13 protein-coding genes and 1 pseudogene are annotated in these 16,721 nt (G+C 70.2%); 3 read left to right on the top strand and 11 right to left on the bottom strand.

What is annotated here, in order from left to right:
- Positions 1-66: 66 nt before the first annotated feature.
- The 6 genes from nuoE to W5W_RS0112670 form a co-directional block, all read right to left on the bottom strand.
- Positions 67-777, bottom strand: a complete 711-nt coding sequence (gene nuoE, locus W5W_RS0112695; RefSeq protein WP_008731390.1) for an NADH-quinone oxidoreductase subunit NuoE — start codon at positions 775-777, stop codon at positions 67-69.
- Positions 777-2,213 (bottom strand): NADH-quinone oxidoreductase subunit D, encoded by a 1,437-nt coding sequence (locus tag W5W_RS0112690; protein WP_017195659.1) that lies wholly within the window; start codon positions 2,211-2,213, stop codon positions 777-779. The genes nuoE and W5W_RS0112690 overlap by 1 nt, the downstream gene beginning before the upstream one ends.
- Positions 2,213-2,983 (bottom strand): NADH-quinone oxidoreductase subunit C, encoded by a 771-nt coding sequence (locus W5W_RS0112685; RefSeq protein ID WP_017195658.1) that lies wholly within the window; start codon positions 2,981-2,983, stop codon positions 2,213-2,215. Before W5W_RS0112685 ends, W5W_RS0112690 begins: the two co-directional genes overlap by 1 nt.
- Positions 2,980-3,600 (bottom strand): NADH-quinone oxidoreductase subunit B, encoded by a 621-nt coding sequence (locus tag W5W_RS0112680; RefSeq protein ID WP_008731391.1) that lies wholly within the window; start codon positions 3,598-3,600, stop codon positions 2,980-2,982. The genes W5W_RS0112685 and W5W_RS0112680 overlap by 4 nt, the downstream gene beginning before the upstream one ends.
- A 71-nt stretch (positions 3,601-3,671) precedes the next feature.
- Complete coding sequence (gene ndhC, locus W5W_RS0112675; RefSeq protein ID WP_008731388.1) at positions 3,672-4,031, bottom strand: NADH-quinone oxidoreductase subunit A; 360 nt, start codon at positions 4,029-4,031, stop codon at positions 3,672-3,674.
- A complete protein-coding gene (locus W5W_RS0112670) occupies positions 4,028-5,359 on the bottom strand; it encodes a geranylgeranyl reductase family protein (protein WP_017195657.1) in 1,332 nt (443 codons plus the stop codon). Before W5W_RS0112670 ends, ndhC begins: the two co-directional genes overlap by 4 nt.
- Positions 5,360-5,854: 495 nt before the next feature.
- Here W5W_RS0112670 and W5W_RS0112665 point away from each other — a divergent pair, with 495 nt between their 5' ends.
- The 3 genes from W5W_RS0112665 (at position 5,855) to W5W_RS0112655 (ending at position 10,224) form a co-directional block, all read left to right on the top strand.
- Complete coding sequence (locus W5W_RS0112665; protein WP_238533351.1) at positions 5,855-8,344, top strand: protease PrsW; 2,490 nt, start codon at positions 5,855-5,857, stop codon at positions 8,342-8,344.
- A 43-nt stretch (positions 8,345-8,387) separates the two neighbouring features.
- Positions 8,388-8,897: a DUF6301 family protein gene (locus tag W5W_RS0112660; protein ID WP_008731386.1), complete on the top strand. Its 510-nt coding sequence runs from the start codon at positions 8,388-8,390 to the stop codon at positions 8,895-8,897.
- Positions 8,898-9,402: 505 nt separating this feature from the next.
- On the top strand, positions 9,403-10,224 hold the full coding sequence (locus W5W_RS0112655; protein WP_017195655.1) for a demethylmenaquinone methyltransferase: 822 nt from the start codon (positions 9,403-9,405) through the stop codon (positions 10,222-10,224).
- A gap of 51 nt (positions 10,225-10,275) precedes the next feature.
- Here the strand turns inward: W5W_RS0112655 and W5W_RS0112650 are convergent, their stop codons facing one another.
- From W5W_RS0112650 to W5W_RS0112630, 5 genes and pseudogenes are all read right to left on the bottom strand, one after another.
- Positions 10,276-11,997: a S1C family serine protease gene (locus W5W_RS0112650; protein WP_017195654.1), complete on the bottom strand. Its 1,722-nt coding sequence runs from the start codon at positions 11,995-11,997 to the stop codon at positions 10,276-10,278.
- A gap of 238 nt (positions 11,998-12,235) precedes the next feature.
- Complete coding sequence (gene menD, locus W5W_RS0112645) at positions 12,236-14,224, bottom strand: 2-succinyl-5-enolpyruvyl-6-hydroxy-3-cyclohexene-1-carboxylic-acid synthase (RefSeq protein ID WP_029574320.1); 1,989 nt, start codon at positions 14,222-14,224, stop codon at positions 12,236-12,238.
- Complete coding sequence (locus tag W5W_RS0112640; RefSeq protein WP_017195652.1) at positions 14,221-15,339, bottom strand: o-succinylbenzoate synthase; 1,119 nt, start codon at positions 15,337-15,339, stop codon at positions 14,221-14,223. Before W5W_RS0112640 ends, menD begins: the two co-directional genes overlap by 4 nt.
- A gap of 79 nt (positions 15,340-15,418) precedes the next feature.
- A pseudogene (locus W5W_RS0112635) lies at positions 15,419-15,634 on the bottom strand (hypothetical protein); the annotation flags it as partial.
- Positions 15,635-15,773: 139 nt separating this feature from the next.
- Positions 15,774-16,652: a glycine betaine ABC transporter substrate-binding protein gene (locus W5W_RS0112630; protein ID WP_008731741.1), complete on the bottom strand. Its 879-nt coding sequence runs from the start codon at positions 16,650-16,652 to the stop codon at positions 15,774-15,776.
- Positions 16,653-16,721 lie beyond the last annotated feature (69 nt).

Genomic DNA, 16,721 nt, shown 5'->3' with positions numbered 1-16,721 from the left:
CCGGGGCGGTGAAGGCCGGACCGCTCGGCTGGGTCGCGTCGTCGGTTGCACTGCCGCTCACGGGGCTCACTTGCTCTCCTCCTTCGGAACCGTCCAGCCGCGCTCGCGGGCGATGCGCAGCCCCAGCAGGCTCGGCTCGCCCGCGCCGACGCCCTCATCGGCCAGGCCGTCCTCGAAGCCGGCCAGCAGGCGCTCGTTCTGGCGGAAGGTCGGCAGGGTCTCGGGGCCGCGAGTGGGCGCTACATCCTCGCCGCGCTCCAGGCGGCTCACCAGCTCGACGGCGGAGTCCGGGGTCTGGTTGTCGAAGAACTCCCAGTTGACCATGACGACGGGGGCGTAGTCGCAGGCGGCGTTGCACTCCACGCGCTCCAGGCTGACCCGGCCGTCCTCACTGGTCTCGTCGTTGCCCAGGCCGGTGTGCGCGCTCACGGCCCGCCAGACGTCGTCGCCGCCCATGACCGCGCACAGGGCGTTGGTGCACACGCCCACGTGGTACTGCCCGGCGGGATGGCGGCGGAACTGACTGTAGAAGGTGGCGACAGCGCTGACCTCCGAGCGCGTCAGGTCCAGCTTCTCGGCGCACAGGGCGATGCCGCGCGGCGAGACGTAGCCGTCGATGCTCTGGATCAGGTGCAGCATGGGGATCAGGGCGCTGCGCTCGTGGCCCGCGGGGTAGCGGGACTTGATCTGCTCGATGTCGGCGTCGAGGCGGGCGCCGAGCTCGGGGTCGTAGCCGGCACCGGCGGCGGTCGCGCGGGTGTTCTCGGTGGTGCTCATCAGCGGTCCACGCCTCCCAGGACGGGGTCGATGGAGGCCAGTGAGGGGACGAGATCGGCGATCATGCCGCCCTCGCCCATCATGGCCAACGACTGCAGGTTGGAGTAGGAGGGGTCGCGGAAGTGGACCCGGTAGGGGCGGGTGCCGCCGTCGGAGACGGCGTGGACGCCCAGGACCCCCTTGGCGTGCTCGACCGTGGTGAAGACCTGCCCGGCCGGGACGTGGAAGCCCTGGGTCACCAGCTTGAAGTGGTGGATGAGGGACTCCATGGAGGTGCCCATGATCTCGCGCACGTGCTCCAGGGACTGCCCCTGGCCGTCGGTGGCGATGGCCATGCGGGCGGGCCAGGCGATGGTCGGGTCGGCCACCATGGTCGTGTTGGAGGGGTCCTCGCCCCGCTCGGTGATCTCGTCGAGGCGGTCCGCGCACTGGGAGACGATCTTGAGGGACTGGTAGCACTCGTCGAAGCGGACGGCCAGGCGGGTGTAGCAGTCGGAGCGGTCGTAGACGGGGACGTCGAAGTCGTAGGTCTCGTAGCCGCAGTAGGGCTTGATCTTGCGCATGTCCAGCGGATAGCCGGCGGCGCGCACGCACGGCCCGGTCAGACCCATGGCCATGGCGGCGCTCAGGCTGATCTCGCCCACGCCGACGAAGCGGGACTTCAGGATCGGGTTCTCCATCAGGAGGGCCTCGAGCTCGCCGATGTCGTTCTTGATGTTCGGCATGACCGAGCGGACGAAGTCGGTCAGGCCCAGGGGGATGTCCTGGGCCAGGCCGCCGGGGCGCACGTAGGCGTGGTTCATGCGCAGGCCGGAGACCATCTCGAAGGCGCGCAGGATGTTCTCGCGGCAGCGGAAGGCGATGGTCATCAGGGTGGTGCCGCCCATCTCGTTGCCGCCGGACCCGATGGCGACGGCGTGGGAGGCGATGCGGTTGAGCTCCATGAGGAGCACGCGCATGACGGAGGCCTTCTCGGGGATGTCGTCGGTGATGCCGAGCAGTTTCTCCACCGCCAGGGCGTAGCCGACCTCCTGGAAGAAGGGGGCCACGTAGTCCATGCGGGTCACGAAGGTCTCGCCCTGGACCCAGGTGCGGTACTCCATGTTCTTCTCAATGCCCGTGTGCAGGTAGCCGGTGCCCACGCGGACCTCGGTGACGGTCTCGCCGTCGACCTCCAGGACCAAGCGCAGCACGCCGTGGGTGGAGGGGTGGACGGGCCCCATGTTGAGCACGATGCGGTCGTGCCGGAGGCGGTCGGCCTCGTCCCTCGCGGCGATGGCGGCGACGACCTCGTCCCAGTCGCCGCCGGCCAGCGTGTACTGGGGGGCGCCGTCGACGACGTCGTCGGTGGCGGGACCGGCGGCGTGGAAGGACGCCGATGCCGCCGAGGCCGACGAAGCCGAGGAGGCGGGGGCGAACGAAGCGGGAGTGCTCATCAGCGGTACGACCTCCGGGTGTCGGGGGGCGGAGTAGTGGCGCCCTTGTACTCGACGGGGATGCCGCCGAGCGGGTAGTCCTTGCGCTGGGGGTGGCCCACCCAGTCGTCGGGCATGGCCGAGCGCGTGAGGTTGGGGTGCCCGTCGAAGACGATGCCCATGAGGTCCCAGGTCTCGCGCTCGTGCCAGTCGTCGCCCGGGTAGACCGACACGATCGAGGGCACGTGCGGGTCGGTGGCGGGGCAGGCGACCTCCAGGCGCAGCTGGCGCCCGCCGTGCGTCAGGCTCATCAGCGCGAAGCAGGCGTGCAGCTCGCGGCCGGGGTCATCCGGGTAGTGGACGCCGTTGACGCCCAGGCACAGCTCGAAACGCAGATCCTGGTCGTCGCGCAGGGGGCGCACCACGTCGAGCAGGTGCTCGCGGGCGATGAACAGGGTGAGCTCGTCGTGCTCGATGACGACCTTCTCAATGGCCTCGGCCGGGTCGATGCCGGAGGCGGCCAGGTCCTCGATGAGGGCATCGACGACGCTATCGAACCAGGAGCCGTAGGGGCGCACCGCCGCCGGGGCCAGGGTCACCACGCTGCGGTGCCGGCCGTAGCCGGTGGTGTCGCCGGCGTCGGCGGCGCCGAACTGGCCCGAGTGGGCGCCCACGACCTCGGCGACCAGCTCGGGGCGCACCGGACGGCCGGGGACGACCTCGGGGACGGCGGCAACCGCCTCGACCTCCTCGCCCGCGGCGTCACCGGAAGAAGACGTGTTCTCACTCATGCGAGCTGCCCCTTCATCTCGGAGACGGGGGCGGCGGCCAGGGCCGCGGCCTCGACGGCGCGGGCGATCTCCTCGCGGTGCGAGAAGATGGGGCGGCGCTCGATCTGACGGGTCAGCTCGAGCATGGCGTTGATGAGCATCTCGGGGCGCGGCGGGCAGCCGGGCAGGTAGATGTCCACCGGCACGATGTGGTCGCACCCCTGGACGATCGCGTAGTTGTTGAACACGCCGCCGGAGGAGGCGCAGGCCCCCATGGAGATGACCCACTTGGGCTCGGGCATGGAGTCGTAGACGTTGCGGACGATCGGGGCCATTTTGTGGGAGACGCGGCCCGAGACGATCATGACGTCGGCGTGGCGCGGTGAGGCGCGGAAGATCTCCCAGCCGAAGCGGGACATGTCGAAGCGGGGGGTGCCCGCCCCCATCATCTCGATGGCGCAGCAGGCCAGGCCCATGGTCACCGGCCACAGCGAGCGCGCCTGGGCCAGACCCGAGAGCTGCTCGACGCTGGTGATCAGGAAGCCGGGTCCGTCCACGGACTGCTCCGCGGCGAGCTGGAGGTCATCCCGCTTGGAGGGGATGGTCAGCATCTTCTCGTTGTAATCGCGCATGTTCATGATCTGCCTGCCTCCATAGCTTCCCCGGTAGCGCCCTCAGCGCCCTCAGTGGCGTCGTGCCTCATCAGTTCTCAGTCCCAGTCCAGTCCGCCGCGACGCCATTCCAGGATGTAGGGCACCGTGATCAGGGCGATGAAGACGAGGGCGGCGCAGAGCCCGAACAGGCCCAGGCGCGCGAAGGCCGTTGCCCAGGGGTAGAGGAAGACGACCTCGACGTCGAAGATGATGAAGGTCATGCCCACCAGGTAGAAGGCGACCGGGAACCGCCCGGTATCGACATTCGACGGCGTGGGGTCGATGCCGCACTCGTAGTTGGCGACCTTGACCCGATTGCGGCGGTTGGGGCTCACGATCGCGGACAGGACCAGGCCGCCGATGGCCACGACCAGGGCGATCGCCGCCATGATGAGCAGGGAGACGTACGGGTTCATGCTGCCGGCACCATTCTTGTCAGGAGCTGGATGAAGCGGTCGATCGCGTCGCCTCCGCGACGCTCCCAACCGTCGGACAGGAGCTTGGCCACGAGCCTCATGAGGTGCTTGCGCGGCAGGCCGTAGCGCGTGCACAGGCGCATGACCTCGGGATGCTCGATGAGGGACACGAAGATACGGCCGAGGGTGTAATAGCCGCCCATCTCGGCCTCCAGGGCTGCCGGGTACTGCGCCAGGGCCCGCTCACGGCCGATCGTCGTGGAGCGGGCGGCGGCCTGCGCCGCGGCCTCGGCGGCCAGGCGCCCGGACATGAGGCCCTGGGCGATCCCCTCGCCGTTGAAGGGCGAGACCATGCCGCCGGCGTCGCCCAGCAGCATGAGGCCGTCGGCATAGTGGGGCTTGCGGTTGAAGGCCATGGGCAGGGCGGCGGAGGCCAGGCGCCCGACCTGGTTGTCCGGGGTGAAGGCCCAGGATGCGGGGGCGCCCGCCACCCAGCGGCTGAAGACGGCCCGATAGTCGACTTTGGTGGTCGCGGCCCGCGAGGACACCGAGCCCAGCCCCACATTGACCAGCCCGTCGCCGACGCTCCACAGCCACCCGTAGCCGGGCAGGAGGTCGGAGCGGTTCGGGGGGCCGTCCCACAGCTCGAGGCGGGATTCCATCCAGGCGTCCTGGGCCCGCGGGGAGCGGAAGTAGGCGCGCACGGCCACGCCCAACGGTCTGCGCTCGTCCTTGCGCCGGCCCACGGCGGTGGCCAGGCGGGCGGAGACGCCGCCGGCGTCGATGACCAGGGGCGCGCGCAGAGCGGCCGGGGCGGAGATGCCGGGGTAGGTGACACGGGGGGTCGGCTTGGCGTCGACGCCGATGACGCGACCGGCCGCGGTGGTGATCGGACCGGTGACGGTCACGCCGGTCAGCAGGCGGGCGCCGGCGTCGGCGGCGCGCTCGGCCAGGTCCCGGTCGAGCTCGGAGCGCCGGCGCGCCAGCCCGTAGGACGGCAGGGAGGCCTGCTCGGGCCAGGGGATGTGGAGGCGGTGCCCGCCCCCGATGACGCGCAGGCCCTTGTTGCGCTGCCAGGTCGATATGTCCACGCCCATGCGGACGAGCTCGCGCACCGCCGATGGTGTGAGCCCGTCGCCGCAGACCTTGTCGCGGCCGAGCTCCTGCTTGTCAACCAGGATGACGTCCAGACCGCAGGTGGCCAGATGGTAGGCGGCGGAGGAGCCGGCGGGGCCTGCGCCCACGACGACGACATCGGCTTTCAGGTCGTCGGCTGAGACGGGCCCCTTGGCTGGGGCTGCGTCGCTTGCGGTGCTTGAGTGCGCCATCAGTGCGTGCCTCCTCAACTGCGTGGGACCCGGGCGGCGCACAGCCATGAGGACCATGAGGACGCCGACCGCCTTCAACGACCTCCCGACCAGGGAGAGCCGTCACCGACTCTACCGACGCCGCCCCACCCTCCCGACGCCCTCCGGGCAGGGGCGGGTGCGGACATGTTTTTCGGCGTCATGGCGCTGCAGCGACTTGGGGACGCGCCGTCACGGCCCCGCAGATCAATATCCAATTACAGATGATCAGTGTGACTAATTTGCGCAGCGCAACCTGGGACTCCAGTCCCATGCGGGTCCTATGCGGGTCCCATGCGCATCGGCGATGGCGGGTGCCGGGCGACCGCGCCCCGCTCCGCCCGTCGAGCCCACCCGGCCCATTGACGTCGTCCCTGCATCACCCTCCGCATCGCCCTCCGCTCCCCGGGGAGTACCGGGGGTCCCCGGGTACCGCGTCCTTGCTGTGATCCCTCGGGGCGCCATAGCGTCGCGGTTATGAGTGCTGTGGCTGCTGCACCACCCCCTGTGTACCTGGGTCGGCCGCCCGAGTTGTGGGAGCGCGCGGGGGCGGCCTACCGGGCTTGGTGGGCGCGTCACCCCGGGCTGGCGCATGGATTGGGCCGATTGGTCTGGGTGTGTTACCTGGTGGCGATTCCTCTGCTCTTACTGGCACTGCTGGTGATTCCCCGGCTGGCGATCGCGATGGTCCCCGGCCTGTTCGCCGCTATGGGTCTGGTGATCATGACGGGGCTCGCGCGCACCCGGACAGTGAGCTGGCGGGCTGTGGGCACGATGTACGGAGTGGGGATCTGGTGCGCCTTCGCGGTGGCCGTGGCCACCGGATGGGTGGGCGAACTGGGAGGACTCTCTCCGCAGGACGACGGCGCCTCCATCGCCTTGGCGGCCTTCGTCGAGGAGCCCGGCAAGCTGATCCCGTTGGCGGTGATGGCCTTGGTGGCGCCGGGGCGCGTGCGGCGCCTCGCCGCGACCGACTGGGCGCTGCTGGGATACGCGGCCGGACTCGGCTTCACGGTGGCGGAGGACTCCGTCCGTCGTCTCCGGGAACCGGGACTGCTGGAGGCGCTCCTCGGGGAGTCCAGGTTCTCCTTCTCCCCGAACCCGTGGACGCTGGGCAGCTACGCGGACTGGGACGGAGCCATGGCGGTGGGCCACCAGGTGCACACGATGATCGTGACCATGGCGGTGGGCCTGGGGATCGCCTTGTGGCGGGTCGGCTCGGTGCGGGCCGGCGCCTCCCTCCGCCCGGTCCGGCGGGTGGCGGCCGTGGTCCTGCCCGTGCTGGCGCTGGCGCAGGCGACCGCCGACCACGCGGGGTGGAACGCCCATGAGTACGCCCCCAGCTGGATGGACGGCGACGCCGAGGGCATCCCGTGGTGGGTCCGTCCACTGTGGCTGGTCGGCGGGCAGGGCAACCTGGCGATCCCGGTCTCGGTGGTGCTGCTCGGGTGCTGCCTGCTGGTGGACGCCTATCGGCGCGGGGGCGCGAGAGTGCGCGGGCTGACCCTGCCGGAGGCCCCCGCGGTGCGCCTGTCGGTGCTGCCTGGCGTTCCCGGCCCCCTGCAGGCGGCGCTGATCGCGGTCATGGCGCTGGCGCAGTTCACCTGGAGCGACCTGGTGGTGGTCTGCTCGGCCTACGGCGACCGCCGCCCGGGCGTGATAGCGGCTATGTGGCAGGGCCGGGCGACCGCGGTCCAGGTGCGCGGGGTGCGGGCCGACGCCATGGGGGCCGTCACCGCGGGCCGCGAGCCGGGGGCACGATGGCGTTTTCGGCTGGGCGCCCTGGCCGTGACGACGGCGGGGCTGCTGTGGATCGTGTACGGGTTGTGGGCGGCCATGAGCATCGGCGGCATGCTGGGCCTGGAAGGCGACAGCACGTTCTTCGCCGGACTTCTCGAGGGGCTGAGCCAGTGGTGGGACGGCCTGGGCTGGCCGGGCCAGGTCTTCATGATCGCTATGGGGGTCCTTCTCATCATGGCGTCCGGGGGTTCCTTCGCCCTGGCCATGGGCGCCACCGGTGTGGCGGCCTGGGGACTGTCGCACGGGCGGGGGCTGGCCGCCCTGCTGCGGGACCCGAGAGGCGCCTTCATGGGTTACGTCACCACCGTCACCCCGGGCCAGCTCTGTCTTGACACGCTGGACTTCCTGCTGACCTTCGTACCCGGCAGCGCGCTCGGGCGAGCGACCCGCTGGGCCTTGGGGGCTCCTGCCTCGGCACTCGCCGAGGCGCGCGCCATAAGAGCCTCCGCCGACTTCGTCGAGCAGCAGATGCACTTCGCCGCCCACGCCCAGGCGCAGGCCGCTACGCGGGCCGCCGAGGGCAGGCTGGAGCAGCTGGCCAGCAGGTACGGGTGCACGACGTCGGATTTCACGCGGGAGAGGGTTGATAAAACGCTCGACCGCCTTCGGGCGTCCGGAGTGAGCAAACGGGAACACGACGAACTGAAAGATCTCGCGAAAGCGGTGTCTAACGGTCGCAGCAGTGTGAGTCGTCTGGCGGAGTACGCCGGCGAGCGGGGTGGGGAGCAGGTGCTGAACCGGGAGGGTCACCACATCCCGGAGGCCTTTCACTCGGTCCGTCCCCCCGCACGCGGCCCGGGTCCGGGCCATGTGGACGGCCTGGCCGTCTCACCCCGCGGGGATGAGGTCGTCATCCCCGAGTACAAGGGCGGTACCTCAACCTACAATCCGCGCAAGACCTACGCTCTTGATGAGCTCGGCGCCCCGCCCGCGGCTCAGGGCACGCCCGACTACGTCATGGACCGCATGCTGCAGGACGAACGCGTTCCCCGATACTTCCGGGACAACCCCGACTTATGGGAATCCGTCAAGAACGGCCGTACCAGCCTGCGCGCAGACGTCTTCGAGACCCCCGGTCCGGGACAGATCAGCAGGGTCCACACCACGGGCTTCTCACCCTCACCGGACTTCATTGCCAAGATGGAGCAGAAGATCGCCGGCCGCTAAACACTCAACCACTCATCAAGCATCCAAGAGAAAGGACTGTCCCATGACTGACTTCCTCGTTCTGCCGGTTCAGGAGGCCGTGGCCTGGCTTCGGGCCTGGACGGACCACTCCTGGCCCATGACGCTCCAGGAGGCCTTCACCATCCGCGACCACCTCGGCTGGAAACCAGCCCCCGACGACGGCCGCTTCTTCACCACCAAACTCGCAACCGACGGCCAGGAAGACGGCAGCATCGATCGCGTCGACGACCACGGCGTCCCAGGCGTCGACTTCCCTCTGTCCTCGCGGGCGCTGCCCCCGCAATGGCCCCAGGCGGCCCCCCTCACTCGAGCCGCCTACCCCCAGTACATCCAAGCCCTGACCACCCTGTGGGGACCGGGCCAAGACAAGGGCGAGCGCGACGGGGTCAAGGAGCACAGGTGGGTCCTGCCCAACCAGGTCTCCGTGGCCATCACCGGACAGGACGGACTGATCAATGCCCACGTCCACTCACCCCACGAAACCCAGGCCTACGAGCTGGAGACCTACTACAAGGAAAAAGGCTACGAATGACCCCCAAGACCAACACACCACACCGCCCCGCGCACCAGGAGGCGACTCACCCCACCAGTGCTCCGGAGCCGTTGCGTCCTCAGCGAGCGGCGAGTCATGAGTGAGTCCTCCCTCTCTAGATTGAGTGATTCCGGGTCGAGGCGGCGCTGCACGGTGGAGAAAAGGTGGCTCCTGGGGATCTCGGAGGCCCGGAGAGTCGACGAAAGCCCAACAGCGGGCGCAGCGTCGGAGCGCCTGTCCGCGACGCGCCGGAACTTCAACGTACCTTCGTCACGTGAACGTACTTTTCTCCCATCTTTCTGGGGATAGAGCTCAGTAGGATGGGAGAAAAGTACGTTCACGTTGAACATGTTGAAGAGGATCACGTACCGGCCGATATGACGTGCGGGCGGGGACTCGAGGGCAAACGAACCGCGCGGGCGCGCACACGGCGCGACGCGGCACGCGGAGCCGGGGTCCGACCGCAGGCTGCCCACGCGACGGCCCCACCTGAGATCATGAGCCCATGAGCCGAGCCACGCTTGCCAAGAATCCCCGCGAGGTCGCGGGAATGTTCGATGCCGTCGCCTCCCGGTACGACCTGACGAATGACGTCATGAGCCTGTGGCAGGTGCGCGTGTGGCGCGCCGTGACGCGCGCCGCGGTCGCGGCCCGGCCCGGCGCACGGGTGCTCGACCTGGCGGCCGGCACCGGAACCTCCTCCGCGGAGTACGCCGACGACGGCGCCGACGTCGTCGCCTGCGACTTCTCCACCGGCATGGTCGCCGAGGGCAAGCGCCGTCACCCGGACATCGCCTTCGTCGCCGGGGACGCCACGGCGCTGCCCTTCGCCGACGCGAGCTTCGATACGGTCACCATCTCCTACGGACTGCGCAACGTGCAGGACACCGCCGGGGCCCTGCGGGAGATGGCGCGCGTGACGCGCCCGGGCGGACGCCTCGTCATCGCCGAGTTCTCCACGCCCGTCTGGCGCCCCTTCCGCAGTGCCTACCGCTTCTACCTGGACACGGCCCTATCGACGGCCGCGCGACTCGTGTCCTCCAACGCCGAGGCCTATGACTACCTGGCCGAGTCGATTCTGGCCTGGCCCGACCAGAAGGAGTTGGCCGCGCTCATGCAGCAGGCCGGCTGGCGCGGCGTGGGGTACAAGAACCTGTCGGGCGGAATCGTGGCGGTCCACCGCGCCACCAGACCGGCCGAGCCCCAGCCGGCCACGACCCGGTCGGGCGCCCTGACGGTGGAGCCCGAGGCCGAGCCGGAGAACGTCGAGATCGGTCGTACTCCGTGTCGAGGTCGGTCCGATGAACCGATCTCGAGCCGGAACTGAACCGATCTCGACGAGCAGAGCAGCTGGCGGCGCCCCGCCGTCGGCCATCTCTCAGGTGTCCTTGCGCTCGGACAGCGTCACCGGCGTTTGGAGCTCCTCGCCATCGCGGATCACCGTCAGGGTCACCTGATCGTCGGCGGAGTACTGCCTGACGAACCCGGTGAGCGCAGAGCCCTCGCGCGTCGGCTTGCCGTCGATGGCGGTGATGACGTCGCCCTCCTTCAGACCCGCGGCCTCCGCGGGCGAGCCGGACTCCACCGAACCGACCTCGGCACCCGCACGGGTCACCCCGCCCGCGGTGCCTCCGCCGTTGCCGATGGTGACGCCTATGTAGGCGTGGGTGGCCGTGCCCGTCGAGATGAGTTGATCGGCAACCTTCTTGGCCAGGTTCGACGGGATTGCGAACCCGATGCCGATCGAGCCGGCCTGCTCTGAGGAGGACGACCCCGTCGAGGCGATCGAGCTGGTGATGCCGATGACTGTTCCGGTCTCGTCGAAGAGCGGGCCGCCCGAATTACCCGGGTTGATCGCGGCATCGATCTGGATGGCGTTGGTGAACACCTGAGAGCTCTTCTTGTCGTCTGGGGCCAGCCGCCTGTTCGGGTCGCGCTGATTGTTGCCGGAGGAGCCATCGGACGGCTCGCCCTCCTCCTGCGTCGTGACGACGGGTCGGTCAAGAGCCGAGATGATGCCCGTGGTGGCGGTGGAGGACAGCCCCAGCGGATTCCCGATGGCCATGACGTCCTGCCCGGTCACGAGGCCGGCGGAGTCCCCGATCTGGGCCACCGTCAGATCCGAGGGCGGGTTCTCCAGCGCGATGACCGCCAGGTCGGTGGCTGAATCGGTGCCCGTCAGATTCGCGTTGTAGATGCGGCCGTCGGCCAGAGTCACCTGGATTCGGCTGGCCCCGCCGACGACATGGTTGTTGGTGACGATATGCCCGGAGGAGTCGTAGACGACCCCCGAGCCGACCGCCGTTCCCTGTCCCTGCTCCACGGTGATGGAGACGACGGCGTTGGAGACGGCGGCGGTCACGGCCTCCCAATCGGGGGCGGTGCCGGTCGAGGAGACGGTCTGGGTGGTCGAGCCGGTGGCGATGGCCGTGGGGGCGGCGGTCGAGGCGGTCATGGGAGAACCCGCGCCGAAGTAGTGAAGGCCCGAGGCCGTACCGGCGCAGGCGAGCAGTGCCACCACCGCGGAGGTGACGATGACTCCGCCCCACCCCGGGCCACGGCGCCTGTCGTTGGAGCCGGCGGAGGCCGCAGAAGCCACGGAGGCCGGCATCGGAGGCGCCGCGATCGGGTACGACGGCGACTGATCGCCCGGAGCGCCGCCGGGCATGCCCGGGCCCGCTGCCGGGGCGGAGGAGGATCGTGCGAAGCTGTAGCCCGCCGGAGTCTGCGGCGCCGCGGTGTAGGGCGAGTTGGGCGGGGCCTCGCGGTAGGGCGAGCTGGAGGAGACCTCGCGGTAGGGCGAGTTGGACGAGCCCGCCCGATGATCAGCGGTCGATGAGTCGGACGAGTCGTCTGCGCCCCACTGCGCCCCTGCAGCTCCCCTGGCTCCCCAGGTCCCCGCGGCCTCCCCGGCTCCCGCGCTCGACCTCTCGGGCCCCGGCGCGGAGAAGCGCGAGGTCGTCGGCCCCTCAGTGGCCTCCGCGGCCTCCGCGTCATGCCAGGTTTGCGGGGCCTGCGGGGTCCGCGAGGTCCGCGGTGCCTGCGAGCCGCCGCTTCCCTGCCAGGGCGCAGCGCCAGAGTCCTCGTCGTATGTGCTCATTAGGTCCTCCCTGGGCCGCAGCCCTGTCATCAAACGTAAACGGCTCTCGCCCGACGCTCACCCAACACTGCCGGTCTGAGCCACGACCGAATCCAGTCTGGGACTCTCCTGTGAAGTGCGAGTCTATAGCGTCCATCGTGCATGACGTCAGACGTCTACATCACCGGCTGCACTCCCCATCCGCCCTCGACCCGATTCTCGCCGTCCGGTCATCCGGTCACCGCCCCGATCGCGCGCCTCAGGCGGAGCCGGCCGTGCTCGCCTGCGCACTCACATGCACAACGCTGAGCCCGTGCACCGGCCCGGCCAGCACATCGCGCAGTTCAGTCATGGTGCGCGGCTGATGGACCCGCGCCCCCAGTGCCCGGGCGAGCGCCGCGATATCCGCGCCCTGAGGGGCGGTGAAGTACCTGTCGAACACTGGCGGCGCCGTGACGGCGGGGTACTCCAGAGTCGAGAAAATCGCTCCCCCGGCGTCGTCGATGACGACGACCTGCAGGTCCGGCTCGGTCTCGCCGCGCCCTCGCCCCAGGCTCATGGCGTCGTGGAGGAAGGTGAGGTCCCCGACGACGACCCGCACGCCCGCTCCCCGGTCCTGCGCCAGCGCGACTCCCAGGGCCGTGGCCAGGGTGCCGTCGATGCCCGCCAGGCCCCGGTTGGCGATCGGCGCGGGAGCGCACCCGTTCGCAGGCGGGGCGAGCCGGTCGAGACGGCGGATCGTCATCGACGAGCCGAGCACGAGAGCCGGCGCAGGCACCCCTGCGCCCCGTGCGTTCCCCGAGCCGTAGCAGGACTGGCAGGAGGTGTAGACGGCCAGGACGGCGCCATCGGGGGTCAGCGCCTCGCCCTCCTCGGGCAGGTCCGGGAGCCGGTGCTCGGCCTCGCGCCAGGCGTCCATCCACGACGGCGGCGCCGCCTCCAGGCCCAGAGCCGCGGCGAGTGCGGGGACGTCCCAGCTCCGGGCCCCGGCGGCCTCTGGCTCAGCGGCTTCAGCGTCTTCAGTGGCCTCGACAGACGCCATAGCTTCAGAAGCTTCAGAAGCGCCGACGGCATGAACAGCTGCCGCGGTACCGGCGACATCGGTCCAGCGCGCTGTACTGGTCAGGACGTCGATGGACGGGTCAGTGCGGGCCAGCAGCGCGGTCACGGACCGGGTGAGGCTGGGATGACCGAGGACCACAATGCGCTCGGCCCGCCCGCTCAACTTCGCACCAGCCGGTGTGCCCAGGAGCTCGGCGTAGCGCACAAGGGCCTGGGGACCGCCGCGCGCCCCGGAGGTGGGCTCGGCCAGGAGCGGCCAGTTCAGGTGCTCGGCGAGCGCGCGGCCCAGGTGGCCGAGGTCGTCCGCGGTGTCGCCGACGACGACCAGCCCGCACGCACCGCTTCGGGGGCGCCGCGGCTGAGGCGGAGCACCGTCCGGTGAGGCGGCGGGGACGGCGGCCGGGGCGCCGGAAGGGGCGCCAGAAGCGGAAGCGGGGGCTGCAGCCGGGCCTGCGGACGCCGACTGCCCTGGCACCCCTGGCAGCCCTGGCGGCGCAGGAGCGGGCCGAGGCGCGGACCGCCCCAACCGCCCCGGGGACGGGCCCGCCAGCGGCGGACGGAAGCGGACATTGATCTGCACGGGCCCGGGGTCCCGGCTGAGCCGGCCGCGGGCGGCCTCGACAGCGCGGCGGATCTGGCCGCCGATGGCGGGTATCGCGGCGTCGGCGCCGAGGTCGCGCGGAAGATCGGCGGGCAGATCGACGACGGTGCGCACAGCGGCTCCGAACATGCGGGTCTGCTCGGTGGTCTGGTTGGCGCCGGTGCCGACGAGCTCGTGGGGGCGGTCGGCGGTGATCAGCAGGAGGGGGATGCCGGCCGCATCGGCCTCGAGGACGGCGGGGTGAAGGTTGGCCACGGCGGTACCGGATGTGGTGATCACGGCGGCCGGAGCGGTGCATCGGCGCCGCATACCGGCGCGGGCCATGCCCAGGGCGACGAATCCGGCGCTGCGCTCGTCCAGAACGACCCGGACGTCGATGAGACCGGCGGCCTCGGCATCGGCCAGAACGGGCACGAACGGAGCGCTGCGGGAGCCGAGGCTCAGGACGACGTGCCGCACACCGGCATCGACCAGGGCCGCGAGGACCGTCTGCGCGGTCAGGAGTGCTGCCGGCGCCGGTTCGCCGTCGGGCGCGGCGCCCCGAGGTTCTTGAGTGGCCGCGCTCACAGCATTCACAGCACTCACAGTGGGATCCCCGCGATGGCGCAGCCGGGGTCGCGCCGTTCGCGCTCACGGCGGGTGCGTAGTGCGCTCACGATGTGTCCGAGCCTCACCTGCCAGCGGGAGGTCAGATCGTCATCGGCGGCGACGCTCGCCAGAAGCCTGCGCGAGACATGGACGGGCCTGACGGGCAGGGCTCCCGAGACGGGCGTGAAGGAGGGAGCGGCGACGTCGCGATCCAGCAGGCGGATGGTGCCGAGCCCGCAGGCGCCGGCGAGCTCGGGCAGCGCGGCGGCCAGCGAGACCCCGGCGCTCAGCCCCACCGAGGTGTCGAGCGCGGAGGAGACGACGGCGGGCATGCCGAGGCTCTGGGCCAGAGTGTAGGCGCGACGCACACCGCCGAGCGGCGCAACTTTGAGGATGGCGACATCGACGGCGCCGCTCCGGGCGACGGCCAGGGGGTCGGTGGACAGGCGGATGGACTCGTCGGCGGCGATGGGGATGTCGATGACGCGGCGCAGGGCGACCAGATCGGCGAGATCGGGGCAGGGCTGCTCGACGTACTGCAGCCCCCCTGCGGCCTTGTCGAGCAGCGGCAGAACCGTGGCGGCGGTCCTCGGATCCCAGGCGCCGTTGGCGTCGATGCGGATGCGGCCTTCGGGCCCGAGTTCATCGCGGACGGCCCCCAGTCGCTGGATATCGGAATCCAGGCTGTCGGAGTCGGACGCGCCTGCGACCTTCACCTTGGCGGTATCGGCCCGGGATCGTCTGACAAGAGTGCGGGCCGCCTCCGGTGAGACCTCTGGGATGGTGACGTTGACGGGGACGGAGTGCCGGATCTGGGGCAGTCCGGTGGCGCCCGCCAGGGCCCACTCAAGGCCGGCGGCGAGCCAGGCGGCGGAGTCCTCGAGGCCGTAGTTCCAGAAGGGGGCGACCTCCCCCCAACCGGCGCCGCCGTGGAGCAGAACGCCGTCCCGGCGCGTAATGCCGCGGAATCGCGTGGTCAACTTGATGGTCCACACGACGGCGCGGTCGATACCGGTCAGCAGACCGGAGGAGTCCTGAGCCCTAAGAGCGCGCAGGTCGAGCTCGCCGCGTATGCGGAGCGATGAGTCGAACGACGCGTTCTCGGTGGGCACAGCCTCCAGGATAGCCAGACGAGCGCCGGGCCGTGCCCGCCGTCCGGGTGCCGGTCCCGCTCGCTCTGCGGAACGATCGTCACGACGACGTCGGCCGGCGGAGGAGAGGGGCGAGTGCCCGTGCGGCGGGCGCGTCAGCTCTCCAGGTCGAGACCATGATGGCCTTGATGGTGTGCATGCGGTTCTCGGCCTGGTCGAAGACGATGGAGGCCGGCGACTCGAAGACCTCATCGGTGACCTCCAGGCCGTCCATGCCCGTGGCCTCGTAGATCTGCTCGCCGATGACGGTGTTGCGGTGTCAGTGCGGTGAGTCGGAGGGTGAGGGGTGGAGCAGGAGGATCGTATGGCATGGCGGGTGCACCACCGCGTGCTGCGGCCCCGTCGGCTCGACAACGGCTCGAGTCGACGGGGCCGCAGCACGGCGTCGGGGAAGGTCAGGACTTCTTGAAGTCGAACTCGGGGTGGCTGTCGGACCACTCGGTGACGGCGTCGTCCTCCTTGCCCTCGCCGTAGTTGCTGACGAGGCTCTCGAGCTCGCCGTACTGGCTCTCCTCCAGCTTGAGAGAGCCGAGCCAGCTCGCCACCTCGGGGAAGTCGTCCGTGAATCCCTTGCGCCCCAGGAAGTGGAGTCCCTCACCGCTGCCGAGCGCGCCCTCCGGGTCCTCCAGGTCGCGCACGTCGTACTTGTTGTAGGCCCAGAAGGGGTGCCAGAGAGTCACGACGATCTCCTTCTGCGCATCGATCGCCTTCTCGAGCTCGGTGACCATGGCCTGGGTCGAGGAGGTCTTGACCTCCCACGTGCCATCATCGAGCCCGTAGGCGGGCTGGACCTTCTCCTTGGAGATCTGGGTGATACCGGCACCGTCCTCGATCCCGATGATCTTGTGATCGAGCTCATCGGCGTGCCCCGGGATATCGGCGATCGAGTTCATCGCGGAGTAGGAGGGAACGGCCCAGGTCAGCTTCGCCGACCCGTAGTAGGACCCCAGGTCCTCGATGGACTCGCCGTACTGGTCCATGTACTGCTTGTGAGTGACCTCGGGCCACGCGGAGGCGTAGAGGTCGATATCGCCCTTGCTCAGGCCGGTGTACAGGACGCTGGGCTCGCTGAGGTCCTTGAGCTCGGTCGTGTACCCGTTCTTCTCGACCTGGATCTTAGTGAGGTGAGTCATGCACACGCCGTCGGTCCAGGAGGAGATGAAGCCGAGCGTGAGCTTCTTGCCCTTCGAGCGCGAGCCACTGCAAGCGGCGAGGGCGCTCCCCACTGCGAGGGAGGCGAGGGCCGCGTTGAATGTCCGTCGAGAGGTCTGCATGGTGTTCCTTTCGTGTGTACCGGTGACTAGTGCTCGCGAGTCCGCCCCGCGCTGACGACCCTGAGGATG

The organism is Actinomyces massiliensis 4401292, from assembly GCF_000269805.1.
GTDB lineage: Bacteria > Actinomycetota > Actinomycetes > Actinomycetales > Actinomycetaceae > Actinomyces > Actinomyces massiliensis.
The sequence above is the reverse complement of the archived record's forward strand: the minus strand, read 5'-3'. Positions and strand labels throughout refer to the sequence as shown.